General features: G+C 74.4%; 14 protein-coding genes. 11 read left to right on the top strand and 3 right to left on the bottom strand.

Features of this window, described 5'->3' with window-relative positions; all coding sequences use genetic code 11:
* Positions 1-13: 13 nt before the first annotated feature.
* From ACFXHB_RS03125 to ACFXHB_RS03155, 7 genes are all read left to right on the top strand, one after another.
* The gene (locus ACFXHB_RS03125; RefSeq protein WP_380571580.1) at positions 14-667 is read left to right on the top strand and encodes an HAD family hydrolase; all 654 of its coding nucleotides are present in this window, start codon (positions 14-16) and stop codon (positions 665-667) included.
* Between the two features lie 100 nt (positions 668-767).
* Positions 768-1,973 carry an MFS transporter gene (locus ACFXHB_RS03130; RefSeq protein WP_380571581.1) on the top strand — a complete coding sequence of 402 codons (1,206 nt, stop codon included), beginning with the start codon at positions 768-770 and terminating at the stop codon, positions 1,971-1,973.
* A 149-nt stretch (positions 1,974-2,122) separates the two neighbouring features.
* Positions 2,123-3,319 (top strand): acetoin utilization protein AcuC, encoded by a 1,197-nt coding sequence (locus ACFXHB_RS03135; RefSeq protein ID WP_380571582.1) that lies wholly within the window; start codon positions 2,123-2,125, stop codon positions 3,317-3,319.
* Positions 3,320-3,545: 226 nt separating this feature from the next.
* Positions 3,546-3,755, top strand: a complete 210-nt coding sequence (locus tag ACFXHB_RS03140; protein ID WP_148644250.1) for a helix-turn-helix domain-containing protein — start codon at positions 3,546-3,548, stop codon at positions 3,753-3,755.
* 190 nt (positions 3,756-3,945) lie between these two features.
* Complete coding sequence (locus ACFXHB_RS03145; RefSeq protein ID WP_003948845.1) at positions 3,946-4,044, top strand: 30S ribosomal protein bS22; 99 nt, start codon at positions 3,946-3,948, stop codon at positions 4,042-4,044.
* Positions 4,045-4,193: 149 nt separating this feature from the next.
* Positions 4,194-5,288: an NAD-dependent epimerase/dehydratase family protein gene (locus ACFXHB_RS03150; RefSeq protein WP_380571583.1), complete on the top strand. Its 1,095-nt coding sequence runs from the start codon at positions 4,194-4,196 to the stop codon at positions 5,286-5,288.
* A gap of 7 nt (positions 5,289-5,295) precedes the next feature.
* Positions 5,296-6,306: a lysophospholipid acyltransferase family protein gene (locus ACFXHB_RS03155; protein ID WP_380571584.1), complete on the top strand. Its 1,011-nt coding sequence runs from the start codon at positions 5,296-5,298 to the stop codon at positions 6,304-6,306.
* A 171-nt stretch (positions 6,307-6,477) separates the two neighbouring features.
* Here ACFXHB_RS03155 and ACFXHB_RS03160 read toward each other — a convergent pair whose 3' ends face one another.
* The 3 genes from ACFXHB_RS03160 to ACFXHB_RS03170 form a co-directional block, all read right to left on the bottom strand.
* Positions 6,478-7,782 carry a DUF5667 domain-containing protein gene (locus ACFXHB_RS03160; RefSeq protein WP_380571585.1) on the bottom strand — a complete coding sequence of 435 codons (1,305 nt, stop codon included), beginning with the start codon at positions 7,780-7,782 and terminating at the stop codon, positions 6,478-6,480.
* A gap of 280 nt (positions 7,783-8,062) precedes the next feature.
* Positions 8,063-8,797: an ECF subfamily RNA polymerase sigma factor, BldN family gene (locus ACFXHB_RS03165; protein WP_380571741.1), complete on the bottom strand. Its 735-nt coding sequence runs from the start codon at positions 8,795-8,797 to the stop codon at positions 8,063-8,065.
* A 650-nt stretch (positions 8,798-9,447) separates the two neighbouring features.
* On the bottom strand, positions 9,448-10,437 hold the full coding sequence (locus tag ACFXHB_RS03170) for an HAD family hydrolase (protein ID WP_380571586.1): 990 nt from the start codon (positions 10,435-10,437) through the stop codon (positions 9,448-9,450).
* A gap of 149 nt (positions 10,438-10,586) precedes the next feature.
* On the opposite strand from ACFXHB_RS03170, the gene ACFXHB_RS03175 reads away from it, so the two are divergent.
* From ACFXHB_RS03175 to ACFXHB_RS03190, 4 genes are all read left to right on the top strand, one after another.
* Positions 10,587-10,871, top strand: coding sequence for a glutaredoxin family protein (locus ACFXHB_RS03175; RefSeq protein WP_380571587.1), 285 nt, complete (start codon positions 10,587-10,589; stop codon positions 10,869-10,871).
* A gap of 172 nt (positions 10,872-11,043) precedes the next feature.
* Positions 11,044-11,790, top strand: a complete 747-nt coding sequence (locus ACFXHB_RS03180) for an exonuclease domain-containing protein (protein WP_380571588.1) — start codon at positions 11,044-11,046, stop codon at positions 11,788-11,790.
* A gap of 101 nt (positions 11,791-11,891) precedes the next feature.
* Positions 11,892-12,785, top strand: a complete 894-nt coding sequence (locus tag ACFXHB_RS03185; protein ID WP_380571589.1) for a redox-sensing transcriptional repressor Rex — start codon at positions 11,892-11,894, stop codon at positions 12,783-12,785.
* A 100-nt stretch (positions 12,786-12,885) separates the two neighbouring features.
* Positions 12,886-14,223 (top strand): glutamyl-tRNA reductase, encoded by a 1,338-nt coding sequence (locus ACFXHB_RS03190; protein ID WP_380571590.1) that lies wholly within the window; start codon positions 12,886-12,888, stop codon positions 14,221-14,223.
* Positions 14,224-14,244 lie beyond the last annotated feature (21 nt).

The raw sequence follows: 14,244 nt of genomic DNA on the forward strand, positions 1-14,244 counted from the left end.
TAGGCTCGACCGCATGGCCTACGACCTGGTGATCTTCGACAACGACGGTGTGCTGGTGGACAGCGAGCCGCTCTCCAACCGGCTGCTCGCCGAGTACCTCACCGAACTCGGCTACCCGACCACGATCGAGGAGTCCTACCGGGACTTCATGGGCACCGCGGCCCACCGGATCCACGACGTGATCGCCGAGCGCCACGACGGCGCGAGGCTCCCGGAGGGCTTCGACGAGCTGTTCCACGCCCGGGTGTTCGCCACCTTCGGGGCCGAACTCACCGCCGTGCGGGGCGCGGAGACGCTGCTGAAGGAGCTCGGGCAGCGCTCCGTGCCGTTCTGCCTGGCCTCCTCGGCGCACCACGAGTGGATCCGCACCGCCCTCGACGTCACCGGTCTGCGCGGCTACTTCCCCGAGGAGCGGATCTTCAGCGCGCAGGACGTCGGCGTCGGCAAGCCGGCGCCCGACCTCTTCCTGCACGCCGCCCGCACCCTGGGCGTCGACCCGGCCCGCTGCCTGGTGCTGGAGGACAGCGTCAACGGGGTGCTGGCCGCCCGGGCCGCCGGGATGGACGTGTACGGCTACACCGCGCTCACCGACCCGGCGCGGCTGACGGCGGCGGGCGCCACCGGTCTGATCGGGGACCTCGCCGAGGCCGCCGCGCTGCTCGGTTAGGGACCGGTCGCGAGTCCCGGCCGCGCACCCCCTCCCCAAAAGCCGCCCCACCCCCTACGCTCTCGCCAACATCGTCGTACCGGCCAGTAGCGGGGTGTGCGTGAGGATCGGGACAGCGCCCAGTACCGGGACACCGCCACGGCTGCGGGCGGGCCGGGCCGCGCTCGCGGCGAGCTTCCTGCTGCAGGGCGTCACCTTCGCCCTGCTGGTCACCTGCATCCCCGAGATCCAGGACCGGTACGGGCTGAGCGACGCGCTGCTGCCGGTCTTCCTGGCCGCCGTGCCGATCCTGGCCGGGGTGGGGTCGATCGTCTCCGAGCAGGTGGTGCGGCGGACCGGCGCCCGGGCGGTGCTGCGGGTCGTCCAGCCCGCCGTCTGCCTCAGCCTGGCCGGCGCGGGGTTCGGCCGCACGCTCTGGCAACTGGCGCTCGCGCTCGGCGCGTTCGGCCTGCTGGTCGGTGCGCTGGACGCCAGCATGAACATGCTCGGGGTCGGCCTGCAGCGCCGCTACGGCCGCTCGATCATGCTCGGCTTCCATGCCGCGTTCAGCCTCGGCGGCATCCTCGGGACGGTCGTGACCGGCCTCGGTTCGCACTACCACCTCGGCCTGCCGGTGCTGTTCGGGACGGCCGCCGCGGTGATCGCCCCGCTCGCGCTGCTGGCCGGCACTCGGTTCCCCGGGCCGGCCGAACTCGGTGACGCCGTCCGGGAGGCCGCCGAGGCGGCGGCCCGGGTGGTCCCGTGGCGGCCGCTGCTGCCGCTCTGCCTGGCGATGGCCTTCGCGTACATCGCGGACGCCTCGGTCTCCAACTACAGCGTCAAGTACCTGACCGACGGTCTGGGCAGTGCCGAGGACGTCGCCAAGCTCTCCTACCTCGGCTACATGGTGGCGATGCTGCTCGGCCGTGCGCTGGGCGACCGCGCGGTGCAGCGCTGGGGCGCCGTCCCGGTGGTCCGCGGCGGCGCCGCGCTGGCCGCGCTGGGCTTCGCGATCGCCGCCGCCGCGCCCGGCGCCTGGGCCGGGATCGCCGGGTTCACCGTGCTCGGGTTCGGGATCTGCGCGATCATCCCGCAGGTGTTCGCGGCCGGCGGGCGGCTGCTGCCGGCCGACTCGGACGCCGCCGTGGCCCGGCTCAACCTCTTCAACTACGTGGGGTTCCTGATCGGTTCGCCGCTGGTGGGCGCGCTCGCGGACGCGAGTTCGTACCGCTGGGCGCTGCTCGCCCCGATGCTCCTGGTGCTGGCCGTCCTGCCGCTGGCCGACCGGTTCGCCCCGGCCCCGGCGCTCGTCCCGGCGCGGGCCTGACCCCGAGCCTTCGCGGATCGGATCGGATCGGATCTGACCGGACCGGACCGGGTCCCCGGCCCACCGGGACCCGCCCGCCCGGCCGCCGCACCGCCGTCGGACGCGACCTGGCGGCCGTCGCACCGCGCGCACGCACTACCGTGGACGCCATGCCCGAAGCCGAGCGTGACACCCCCTGCGGCCTGCACCTCTTCTGGGACGAGGCGGTCACCGCCTACGACTTTGGTCCCGGCCACCCGATGGACCCGGACCGGCTGGCGCTCACCATGCGCCTGGTGGAGTCCCTGGGGCTGGACTCCGGGCCGGGCGTCACCGTCCGGTCCGCACCGCCCGCCGGTGACTCCACCCTGCGGCTGGTCCACACCCGCGCGTACGTGGAGGCGGTGAAGCACGCCGCCGCCCACCCCGACGAGGTGGACCGGCGGCACGGGCTCGGCACCGACGACAACTGGGCCTTCCCCGCCCTGCACTCCGCCTCCGCGCTGATCGCCGGGCAGTCGGTCGCCGCCGCCGAGGCCGTCTGGCGCGGCGAGGCCCCGCACGCCGTCAACTTCGCCGGTGGCCTGCACCACGCGATGCCCGGCCGGGCGTCCGGCTTCTGCATCTACAACGACCCCGCGCTGGCCATCGCCCGGCTGCTCGAACTCGGCGCCGAGCGGGTCGCCTACGTCGACGTGGACGTCCACCACGGCGACGGCGTCCAGCAGGCCTTCTGGGACGACCCCCGGGTGCTCACCGTGTCGCTGCACGAGCACCCCGCCACGCTCTTCCCGCAGACCGGCTGGGCCACCGAGACCGGGGGCCCGGCCGCGCCCGGCTCCGCGGTCAACCTGCCGCTGCCGGCCGGTACCGGCGACTCCGGCTGGCTGCGCGCCTTCCACGCCGTGGTGCCCGAGCTGCTGGCCGCCTTCCGCCCGCAGGTCCTGGTCACCCAGCACGGCGCGGACACCCACGTGGAGGACCCGCTCGCCCACCTCGCCGTCACCGTGGACGCCCAGCGGCTGATCGCCGAGGACCTGCACGCCCTGGCCCACGAGCACGCCGACGGCCGCTGGATCGCCCTGGGCGGCGGCGGGTACGCCGTCGTGGACGTCGTCCCGCGGACCTGGACCCATCTCGTCGCCACCGCCGCCGGGCGGCCCGTCGACCCGGCCACCGAGACGCCGGAGGCCTGGCGCGCCGAGGTCTACCGGCGCACCCGCCGCCCGGCCCCGCTGCGGATGACCGACGGCGCCCGGCCGGTCTGGCGGGACTTCGACGCGGGATACGATCCGGCCGACCGCCTCGACCAGGCGATCCTGGCCACCCGCCGCGCCGTCCTGCCGCACCACGGCCTGCTGCCCTGAATCCAGGCCCCCGGTTGTGGAGGAGCGGGGCGGTGCGCACGGTCACTGCTACAGATCGCCGAGTGACTACGTACTGCAACAGGACTATCTCTCACCGTACGAGGACTGGGCTTCCCCCTCTTCCCACTGGTACCACCCATAACTACTCTGGGGATACACGTGTGCCGGTGGAGTCACCGGAGGGGAAGCCGGTGCCTTGCACACGGGTAAGGGTCGGGTGATGGTCATGAGTTCCGGCGAACGCCCCCTGCAGGAAGTCGTCTTCCTGACCGTGGCGGAGGTGGCCGCGGTCATGCGGGTGTCCAAGATGACGGTGTACCGGTTGGTGCACAGCGGAGAGCTGCCGGCCATCCGGGTCGGTCGGTCCTTCCGGGTGCCCCAGCAGGCGGTGCACGAGTACCTCAAGGAGTCCTACGTGCGGCTCGAAAGCGCGTAGGGCGGGCTGACGGGGGCGGGGTTCACAGCCGGTGGACCCCGCGCTCGTTTGCCGGAGATTTCCCGCGAGTTTCCCGGTCCGGAGAGCACGATTACGGCCCTGGCCGCGCGGACGGTAGGCTTAGGCCCTCCGTCAGTCGTATGGACTCCGTCTCTCACGGACGGGAGTCTCAGTGAGCGAGGGTTGTTCCGTGGGCTCTGTCATCAAGAAGCGTCGCAAGCGTATGGCCAAGAAGAAGCACCGCAAGCTTCTGAAGCGGACCCGCGTGCAGCGTCGCAACAAGAAGTAAGCGCCCGCCGCGCCTTGGCGCGCCCGGCGCTTCCACCGCCCGTCCAGGCCCTCGTGGCCCGGGCGGGCGGTGTCGTTTCACAGCCCGACGGGGCAGCGCGGTACGGTGCACGCAGGGCCGGTTCAGGCCGAGGAATGGGGTGCAGCACCGTGGGCATGGTCGTGCTCGTCACCGGCGTGGCCCGCCACCTCGGTGCCCGGTTCGTCGCGGAGATCCGCCGCCGGCCCGGCGTCGACCTGGTGGTCGGCGTGGACGTGCAGCCGCCCCGGCACCCCGTCGAGGAGCCGGCGAGCCCCGCCGCCCCGTACCGCTTCCAGCAGCTGGACCTGCGCCGTCCGGCGGTCGCCCGGGTGATCGCCGAGCACGGGGTCGACACCGTCGTGCACCTCGCCGTCAGCGCCACCGGGCTGGGCTCCACGAACCGCGCCGCGGTCAAGGAGTCCAATGTCATCGGCACCATGCAGCTGCTCGGCGCCTGCCAGAAGGCACCCGGAGTGCGCCGCCTGGTGGTGAAGTCGACCACCGGCGTCTACGGCTCGGCGCCGCGCGATCCGGCCGTGTTCACCGAGCGGACCCAGCCCAAGAACCTGCCGGGCGGCGGCTTCGCCAAGGACGCGGTGGAGGTCGAGGGCTACGTCCGCGGCTTCGCCCGGCGCCGCCCCGACGTCGCGGTGACCGTACTGCGGTTCGCCAACATCGTCGGCCCCGCCGCCGACACCCCGCTCTGCGAGTACCTCGCGCTGCCGGTGCTGCCCACCGTCCTCGGGTACGACCCCCGGCTGCAGTTCGCCCACGAGGACGACGTGCTCGCCGTGCTCTGCCGGGCGGCGCGGCCCCCGGAGCCGGGCACCGTCAACACCGGCACCTTCAACGTGGCCGGGGAGGGCGTCCTGCTGCTCTCCCAGTGCGCCCGTCGGCTCGGCCGGCCGACCCTGCCGCTGTTGCTGCCCGCGATCAGCTGGATGGCGGCGCTGGCCCGGCAGACCAGGATGGTCGACTTCTCGCCCGAGCAGCTGCGGCTGCTCACCCACGGCCGGGTCGTGGACACCACCCGGCTGCGCGAGACCTTCGGGTACCGGCCGGCGTTCACCACCCCGGAGGCCTTCGCCGACTTCGCCGCCGCCCAGTCCGCCGGCCTGCTGCCGCCCGCGCGGCTCGCCGCCGTCACCGACGGACTGGCCGCGCTGCTCGGGCCGGAGTACGCGCCGGCCGCCCGTTCGCACCCGAGCCCACCCAGGAGCTGAACCCGCGATGAGTGCCGCAGCCGAGAACGCGCCGGGCGAGGCCAAGGTCATCCCGATCGAGTCCGCGCCCAGCTGGAGCGAGCCCGACCGGCCCGCCGGCCTGGCCGACCAGCTCGCCGACGCCGTCGGCGGGGCACTGTCCGGGCGGCTCGGCCCGGCCGCCACCCGGCTGTTGGGCAAGGGCTGGGAGGGCCGGGCCGCCGAGGGCCTCGCCTTCCTGCGCCGCCGGATCACCGGCGACTACGAGGTGGACGAGTTCGGCTTCGACCGCGAGCTCACCGAGGAGGTGCTGCTCTCGCTGCTGCGCCCGCTCGCCGAGAAGTACTTCCGGGTCGAGGTGCGCGGCATCGAGAACATCCCGGCGGAGGGCGGCGCGCTGATCGTCGCCAACCACTCCGGGACGATCCCGCTGGACGCCCTGATGACCCAGGTCGCCATCCACGACCACCACCCGAGCGGGCGCTTCCTGCGGATGCTCGCGGCCGACCTGGTGTTCGTCCTGCCCGGCATCAACGAGCTGGCGCGCAAGGCCGGCCATACGCTGGCCTGCAACGAGGACGCCCGGGCGCTGCTGGAGCGCGGCGAGCTGGTCGGGGTCTGGCCGGAGGGCTTCAAGGGCATCGGCAAGCCCTTCTCCGAGCGCTACAAGCTGCAGCGGTTCGGGCGCGGCGGCTTCGTCTCCTCGGCGCTGCGGGCCCGGGTGCCGATCGTCCCCTGCGCGATCGTCGGGGCGGAGGAGACCTACCCGATGATCGGCAACTTCCGGACGCTGGCGCGGCTGCTGGGGCTGCCGTACGTGCCGGTCACGCCGACCTTCCCGTGGCTCGGGCCGCTCGGCGCGGTGCCGCTGCCGACCAAGTGGACCATCCAGTTCGGCGAGCCGATCGCCACCGACGGGTACCCGGCGGAGGCCGCGGAGGACCCGATGCTGGTCTTCGACCTCGCCGACGAGGTGCGGGAGACCATCCAGCACACGCTCTACAAGCTGTTGGTGCAGCGGCGTTCGGTGTTCTTCTGAGGTCGCGGGCTTCTTCTGGGGTCGCCCGGGGCCCCTCCTGGTGTCGCCGGCCCGAGCTCGCGCGGGTGGGCCCGGCAGCCCCGGGAGGGGCCCGGCGGATCCGCCGGGCCCCTCCTTGCCGGACTCGCCGGACTTGCCGGACTCGCCGGGCCGCTGCGGCGGCCGACCGGCTCAGCCGCCGAGGATCCGCAGACCGGGCAGCAGCCCGGGGATCAGCGGCGGCACCTCGACGCCCTGCGGTGCGGCGCCGGGGGCGGCACTGGGCGAGCCGGACGGCTGCGGGGCCGCTTGGTCCGGCGCCGGGTCCGCGCTCGGCGAGGGCTTCGCACCGGTCAGCCCGCTGGTGAGGTTGTCGACCAGACCGCCGACCGCGTCCGCCGCCTTGCTCGGTGCGCCGCTGGGCGCGCCGCCGCCGACGGTGCCGGGCGTACTCGCCCCGGCGGACGGGGCCAGAAGCCCGGTGCCGGGCTTGCCGCCGTTCGCGGTTCCCGCGCCGCCGCCCTTGGCCGGTCCGGCGCCCGGTGCGGCGTTGCCGCCGACGGCCGGGGTGTCGGCCGGGGAGGTGCCGTCGGCCGGGGCGCCCGCTCCGCCGCCCGCCCCGCTGCCGGCCGGTCCACCGCTCTTGGCGGGGGCCTGGACCAGTCGCAGGGGCGCGACGTCCTCGCTTATGTCGTCGAACAGCTGGTCCACCAGGTGCGCCTGGGAGGTCAGCTGGACCGGCAGCCGGCCCTGCAACTCGCTCCAGTGGCCGTCCTCGTCCTGGGCGAAGCCCGCCAGGGCGCGCATCGGGTCCAGCGAGCCGTTGCTGCGGTAGACCGAGCGCAGCAGGTCGCGGCCCTTGAGGGCGTCGGCGTGCATGTCGTCCAGTGCCTTGCGGACCTGGTCGACGGTGCCCGGGCTGAGCGAGCCGGCCGCGTCCGTCCGGCCGACCAGGCTCTTGGCCTCGCCGAGCCGGGTGGCGGCGTTGTCCAGCAGCAGCTCGCCGCGCTCGCTGTCGGAGCCCGCGAGGTCCAGCCGGAGGCCTTCCAGGCCGCGCTTCATGCCGTACAGCGTGTCCCCGGGGAGGGCGTTGGCACTCGCGGCGGCCGCGCCGGCGAGGCTGCCGACGGCGAGCCCGGCGACCAGGCCACCGATCGCGAAGCGGCGGCTCCAGCGGCCGCGCGGAGCGCTCCGGACCGCCCGGTGCCCGCGCTGGCGGGGCACCGCGGCGCCCGGTCCGCCGGCGAACGCCTGCTCGAACGCGGCCATCAGCTGGGCGCGTTGGACGGTTCGGACCTCCTGCGCCAGCGCCGGGCCGGGCAGCGCGCCGAGTGCGCCGGCCATGCCGACCAGCTCCGCCATCGCGGCCGAACCGGCGCCGGTGGAAGCGGTGTTGGCCGTTCCGGCACTGGCGTCGCCGCGTTCCTCTGCCTGGTGGGCCTCCAGCGCCTCGGCGAAGGCCTTCACCCGCCGGTGCTCCAGCACGTTTGCCGTCACGGGCCACACCTCCCTTCGTCGTTGTCGACACCCCGGCCTGCCGGACGGTTGCCTCGGCGGGCCAAAGCCACTCCATCGGGTGAGAGGTCGCAATTCGACTTGACCGTACGCCTGGTGGAGGCTTGCACGCTGGCCAACGAGCGGCGCGGGCGGTCGGTTACGCACGGCTGATCATCGGATCGACCGTTCACCCGGACGTGTCGGACCGCCGCCGTGGGTGACGGTCCACCGGGTATCTCTCCGGCGCCGTCCGCGCCGCCGCCCCCGGTCATCGGCCCGTTCACCGCGCGTCGGGCGGCAGCAGGCGGGCCAGCGTCCGCACCGCCCGGTACTGGAGCGTCTTGATGGCGCCCTCGTTCTTGCCCATGATCCGGGCCGTCTCCGCCACCGAGAGCCCCTGCAGGAAGCGGAGCGTGACGCACTCCTGCTGCTGCGGGTTGAGCCGGCGCACCGCGTCCAGCAGGGCCGCGTTGGAGAGCGACTCCAACACCGACTCCTCCGGGCTGCGTTCGCACTCGTTGGAGTCGAGCATCTCGCCCGTGGTGACCTCCAGCCGGAACCGGCTGGACTTGAAGTGGTCGGCCACCAGGTTGCGGGCGATGGTCACCAGCCAGGCGCCGAAGTCGCGGCCCTGCCAGGTGAAGGTGCCGATCCGGCGCAGCGCGCGCAGGAAGGTCTCGCTGGTGAGGTCCTCGGCGGTGGCCCGGCTGCCGACCCGGTAGTAGATGTAGCGGTAGACGGTGTCCGCGTAGTGGTCGTAGAGGCTGCCGAAGGCGTCGCTCTCGCCGGCCTGGGCACGCTCGACCAACTCCATGATCGGGTTGTGCTCGGTCTCGTAGCCGGGCGCCGGGGCCGTCCGGGCCCGGCTGCGGCCGCTGGTGCCGGCGGCTCCGGTCCGCCCGCGCGAGCCGGTGCCGGTGGAGCCGGTGCCGGTGGAGCCGGCGGCGGTGGTGCGCAGGGCCGGGCCGGCCGGGTGCGGCTGCTGGTGGCCGAGCGGGGCTCCGGCGGTCACCAGCTGGGGCGAGACGACGAGTTGGCTGCGCAGCAGGGTGCGCAGCAGCTCCAGACCGGTGGAGATCTGCCGGGCCGAGGCCGGGCGGCCGCGCAGGCTGGTGCGGGAGCGCAGGGGGGCGGGCGACGGGCGGGAGGGTGCAGGCGCGTCGTTCCGGACGGGTGGGTACACGGGACTCCCAGAGGCAGAACTGTGGACGGATCACCTCCGCCTGCGCGGAGAGCACACCCACACCGCCCGTTCGAGCGGGGCGCGTGGGTGACGTGCATCCAGGAGAGAATAACGCTTTGTGCAATGACAGCTACACCGTGTGGTCGAAGTGGTCGTTTGGGATCCACATGGCGTGCATATTCGGCTGACACTGACCGAACGTGTCATCGTTCATCCGGCTCAACGTGATCGAACAGGTGCACCGGGTGACCAATTCAGCGGTCGGACGGCCGGTTTCCCCGTGGTTGGCCTCGGTAACCCCTGACTTTCCCCGTCTGACGAACGATCAGAACCGGTCACCGGCTGACAGGTTCGGTCGGACGCTCCGGGCTCTCCGGTGGCGGAGGGGGGTTAGCCCGTACGGGCGCCCTGTTCGGTGTACGGATTGACGGCCGCTCACCCGTCGAGGGGCGTGTCGGGCCGGGTGTGGCGCGGGCGCGGCCTCAGGCGCGGTGGCGGCGGTGCAGGGCGATGCCGGCGGCCGTCGCCCCGGCGGCCACGCCGAGCGCGGCGGCGGCCGGGAGGCCGACCCGGGCCGCCTTCCGCCCGGTCCGGAAGTCCCGGACCCGCCAGCCCTGGGCCCGGGCGTGCCGGCGCAGCGCGCCGTCGGGGTTCACCACGTACGGATGCCCGACCAGCGAGAGCATCGGGATGTCGTTGGCCGAGTCGCTGTACGCGGCGCAGCGGTCCAGGTCGAGCCGCTCGCGGCGGGCCAGCGCGCGGACGGCCGCCGCCTTGGCCGGTCCGTGCAGCAGTTCGCCGACCAGCCGGCCGGTGTACAGGCCGCTCCGGGCCTCGGCGACGGTGCCGAGCGCGCCGGTCATGCCCAGCCGCCGGGCGATGATCCGGGCCACCTCCAGCGGGGCGGCGGTGACCAGCCAGACCCGCTGGCCGGCGTCCAGGTGCATCTGGACCAGGGCGCGGGTGCCGGGCCAGATCTTCTCGGCGATGACCTCTTCGAAGACCTCCTCGCAGATGGCTTCGAGGTCGGCGGTGCGCTTGCCGGCGACCAGGCCGAGCGCGGTGTGCTGGGCGTCGGCCATGTGGTCCGGGTCCTCGGTGCCGTGCAGCCGGAACCAGGCCTGCTGCCAGGCGAACCGGGCGATGTCGCGGCGGGTGAGGAAGCCGCGGCGGTAGAGGCCGACCCCGAGGTAGAAGATCGCGGCGCCGCGCAGGATGGTGTTGTCGCAGTCGAAGAAGGCGGCGGCGCGCGGGTCGTCCCGCTCGGGGGTGTGGTTCTCGGCGGGCGCCTTGGGGGCCTTCGCGGTCCGGTCCGGGGCGGTGGCGGCCGGAGCCGGCCCGGCGGGGGTGGCCGGGACCTGGGGCGCGGCCCGCAGGGCGGCCTCCGCGGCCTCGGCGGCGGCCTCGCCGGCCAGGGCGCTCCGCTCGGTGGTGGAACGCCTTGCCTGGGTGAGCCTTCGGAGCACGGCCATGCCTCCGAGCATAGCCAGCCGGGCCGGGAGGAGCCGTGACGGCGACGTGCCCACGGGGTGAACAGCGCCGGTTCGGCGCACGGCGGGCCGGCCGGGCGGAGGGCCGGCCGCGGCGAGGGCCGGGTGTAAGGCGGGCGCACAATGGCCGGGTGAGCCCACTGCTGCGACGTGACAAGAACCAGAGCCCGAAGCCGGCCGACCGCACCGTGACCCTGGTCGGCAAGCCGGGCTGCCACCTGTGCGACGACGCCCGGGAGGTGATCGTCCGGGTGACCGGCGAGCTGGGCGCGGCCTTCGAGGAGAAGGACATCACCCAGGACGAGGAGCTGTACCGCACGTACGGGGAGCAGATTCCGGTCACCCTGATCGACGGCCGCCAGCACGACTTCTGGCGGGTCGACGAGCGCCGTCTGCGGGCCGCCCTCGGGGCCTGAGGCCGCCCGGCCCGGCCCGGCGCGAGGGCGCCGCCGCCCCGCCGACCGGCGGGGGCGGTTCGCCGAATCGTTGTGAAGAATCCCGGAGCGGGCCTGGGGCCCGCGCCGTTGGTCGGCTTACGATCGAACTCGTTTGCGCCCATGGGGGGCTGAGCACACGAGGAGTGTCGCCATGCTTCCCGGCCCGACCCCAGGGACGCCCGTCGCCCCGCCGGCGCCCGGGGGTTTCGCGGTGGTGGACGTGGAGACGACCGGCCGCAGCCCGTGGCGCCACCGGGTGGTCGAGGTCGCCGTCGTGCTGCTGGACGACCGGCTCCGTCCGGAGGCCGAGTTCTGCACCCTGCTGGATCCGGCGGGCCCGGTCGGCCCGACCCACGTGCACCGGATAGCCCAGGCCGACGTCGAGGGCGCCCCCCGGTTCCGCGAGATCGCGCCGCGGCTGCTGGAGCTGCTGGCCGGCCGGGTGCTGGTGGGCCACCACGTCACCTGCGACCACGCCTTCCTCGATCGCGAGTTCGCCCGGATCGGGGTGGCGCTGCCGCCCGTCCCGCTGCTCTGCACGATGCGGCTGGCCCGCGCGCACCTGGCGGAGGCGGGCGGCTTCGGCCTGACGGCCTGCGCGGAGGCGGCCGGGCTCGGCCGGTTCCCGGCGCACACCGCGCTGGGGGACGCCCGGGCCACCGCGGGCCTGCTCCGGTACTGCCTGGGGGCGCCGTCCTCCCCGCCCGACGACTGGGCGGCGCCGCTGCGCGAGGCGGCCCGGGTGCCGTGGCCGAGGCTGGGCCGGGCCCGCTCGCAGGGGGCCGGCGCGGTCGCCCCGGTGCTCCGCCGCGAGCCGCCGTACGGCCCGCGGACACCCGGTGCACAGCCCCCGGCGGCGGCGCCGTCGCACACCGGTGCTATGGACTCGTCGGCGTGATGCGCATCACTGTGCGGGGACAAAACGGACACCATCTTTGTGCACACGTTCACAAACGCATAGCCTGGCTGCCAAAGCCCAGCTTCACCCACAGGAGCACCGTGGCAATCGGCCGATCACCACAGAGCAGTTCGCAGACGCCCGACCAGGGCGCCGCGCGCCGACCCTCGCGTGCCCGGGGCATCCCGGAGGCGACCGTCGCCCGTCTTCCCCTCTACCTGCGGGCACTCACCGCGCTCTCCGAGCGTTCCGTGCCGACGGTCTCCTCGGAGGAGCTGGCGGCCGCCGCCGGCGTGAACTCCGCGAAGCTGCGCAAGGACTTCTCCTATCTGGGCTCGTACGGGACCCGCGGCGTCGGCTACGACGTCGAGTACCTCGTCTACCAGATCTCCCGCGAGCTGGGCCTGACCCAGGACTGGCCGGTCGTCATCGTCGGCATCGGCAACCTCGGCCACGCGCTCGCCAACTACGGCGGCTTCGCCTCCCGCGGGTTCCGGGTGGCGGCCCTGCTGGACGCCGACCCCGCCGTGGTCGGCAGCAGCGCGGCCGGCCTGCCGGTGCGGCACATGGACGAACTGGAGTCCATCGTGGAGAACCAGCACGTCTCCATCGGTGTGATCACCACCCCGCCCGGCGCCGCCCAGCAGGTCTGCGACCGTCTGGTCGAGGCCGGTGTGACCAGCATCCTGAACTTCGCCCCGACCGTCCTGACCGTCCCGGACGGCGTGGACGTGCGCAAGGTGGACCTCTCCATCGAGCTGCAGATCCTGGCCTTCCACGAGCAGCGCAAGGCGGGCGAGGAGCCGGACCGCACCGAGTCGGTACTGGACCGCGCCCCCGGCCCGGTCCGCGCGGCCGCGGCCAAGCTGCGCCGTGCCGCCGCCGGCGGCGGCAAGGCCCGTCCCGCCGTCGAGCCGGCCCAGGACGGCGAGGCGACGGCCAAGCCCGGCAAGGCCGGCGGCGAGGGCGAGCTCTCCGCGGTGATGCCGGCGTGAGCGAGCGAACCATCGGGAAGGCGTGCGCGGTGCGCATCGGCCTCCGGGCCCCGCGGGCCGGGCGGACGACGACCGGCATCCGTGGCACCAGGGGGCGGGCATGAGCCTTCTCGTCGTAGGACTGAGTCATCGCACCGCCCCGGTCGGCGTGCTGGAGCGCGCCGCCCTGACCGGTGACGTCCCGACCCGGCTGCTGCACGACGCGGCGGCCACCGCGACCGTCGCCGAGGCCGCGCTGCTGAACACCTGCAACCGGATCGAGCTGTACGCGGACGTGGACAAGTTCCACGCCGGCGTCGCCGAGCTGTCGCTGCTGCTGGCCCACCACAGCGGGGTGGACCTGGAGGAGCTGACCTCCCACCTCTACGTCCACTACGAGGACCGCGCCGTCCACCACCTCTTCTCGGTGGCCTGCGGCCTGGACTCGATGGTGGTCGGCGAGGGCCAGATCCTCGGCCAGCTGCGGGACGCCCTGGCCAAGGCCCAGGACGAGCACACCGCCGGCCGCGGTCTGAACGAGCTGTTCCAGCAGGCCCTGCGGGTCGGCAAGCGGGCGCACAGCGAGACCGGCATCGACAAGGCCGGCCAGACGCTGGTCACCTTCGGCCTGGAGCAGGTCGCGGCCGGCGCGGGCGAGATCGCGGGCAAGCGCGCCCTGGTGGTCGGCGCCGGCTCGATGAGCTCGCTGGCCGCCGCCACGCTGGTCCGCTCCGGCGTGACCGACCTGCTGATCGCCAACCGGACGCCCGAGCGCGCCGAGCGCCTGGTCGAGATCCTCGGCGCCGGCGTGGCCCGGACGGTCGAGCTGGCCAAGGTGCCCGAGGCCCTGGCCGACGTCGACCTGGTGATCTCCTGCACCGGCGCGGCCGGCGTGGTGATCGGGGCCGAGGAGGTCGCCGCCGCCGTCGCCGCACGGGCCGGCGAGACCCCGCTCGCCCTGCTCGACCTCGCCATGCCGCGCGACGTCGACCACGCCGTGCACGAGCTGCCCGGCGCGCTCCTGGTCGACCTGGAGAGCCTCTCGCACGCCCACGCCGCCAGCCCCGGCGCCGGGGACGTCGACGCCGTCGCCGGCATCGTCGCCGACGAGGTCACCGCCTTCGGCGCCGCCCAGCGGGCCGCCCGGATCGCCCCGACCGTGGTGGCGCTGCGCGCGATGGCCTCCGACGTGGTCGCCGCCGAGCTGGGCCGCCTCGACGCGCGGCTGCCCGCCCTGGACGAGCGCTCCCGCGCCGAGATCACCCAGACCGTCCGCCGTGTCGTCGACAAGCTGCTGCACGCCCCGACCGTGCGGGTGAAGCAGCTCGCGGCCGAGCCGGGCGGCGCCTCCTACGCGGACGCGCTGCGCGAGCTGTTCGACCTCGACCCGGCGGCCGTGCACGCGGTCTCGGGCACCCCGATCGGCACCCAGCAGCCTTCGGGCGGGGGCGCCAGATGAACCGTCAGCCATCCCACGAGT

Source organism: Kitasatospora sp. NPDC059327, assembly GCF_042752535.1.
In the GTDB taxonomy this organism is placed as follows: domain Bacteria; phylum Actinomycetota; class Actinomycetes; order Streptomycetales; family Streptomycetaceae; genus Kitasatospora.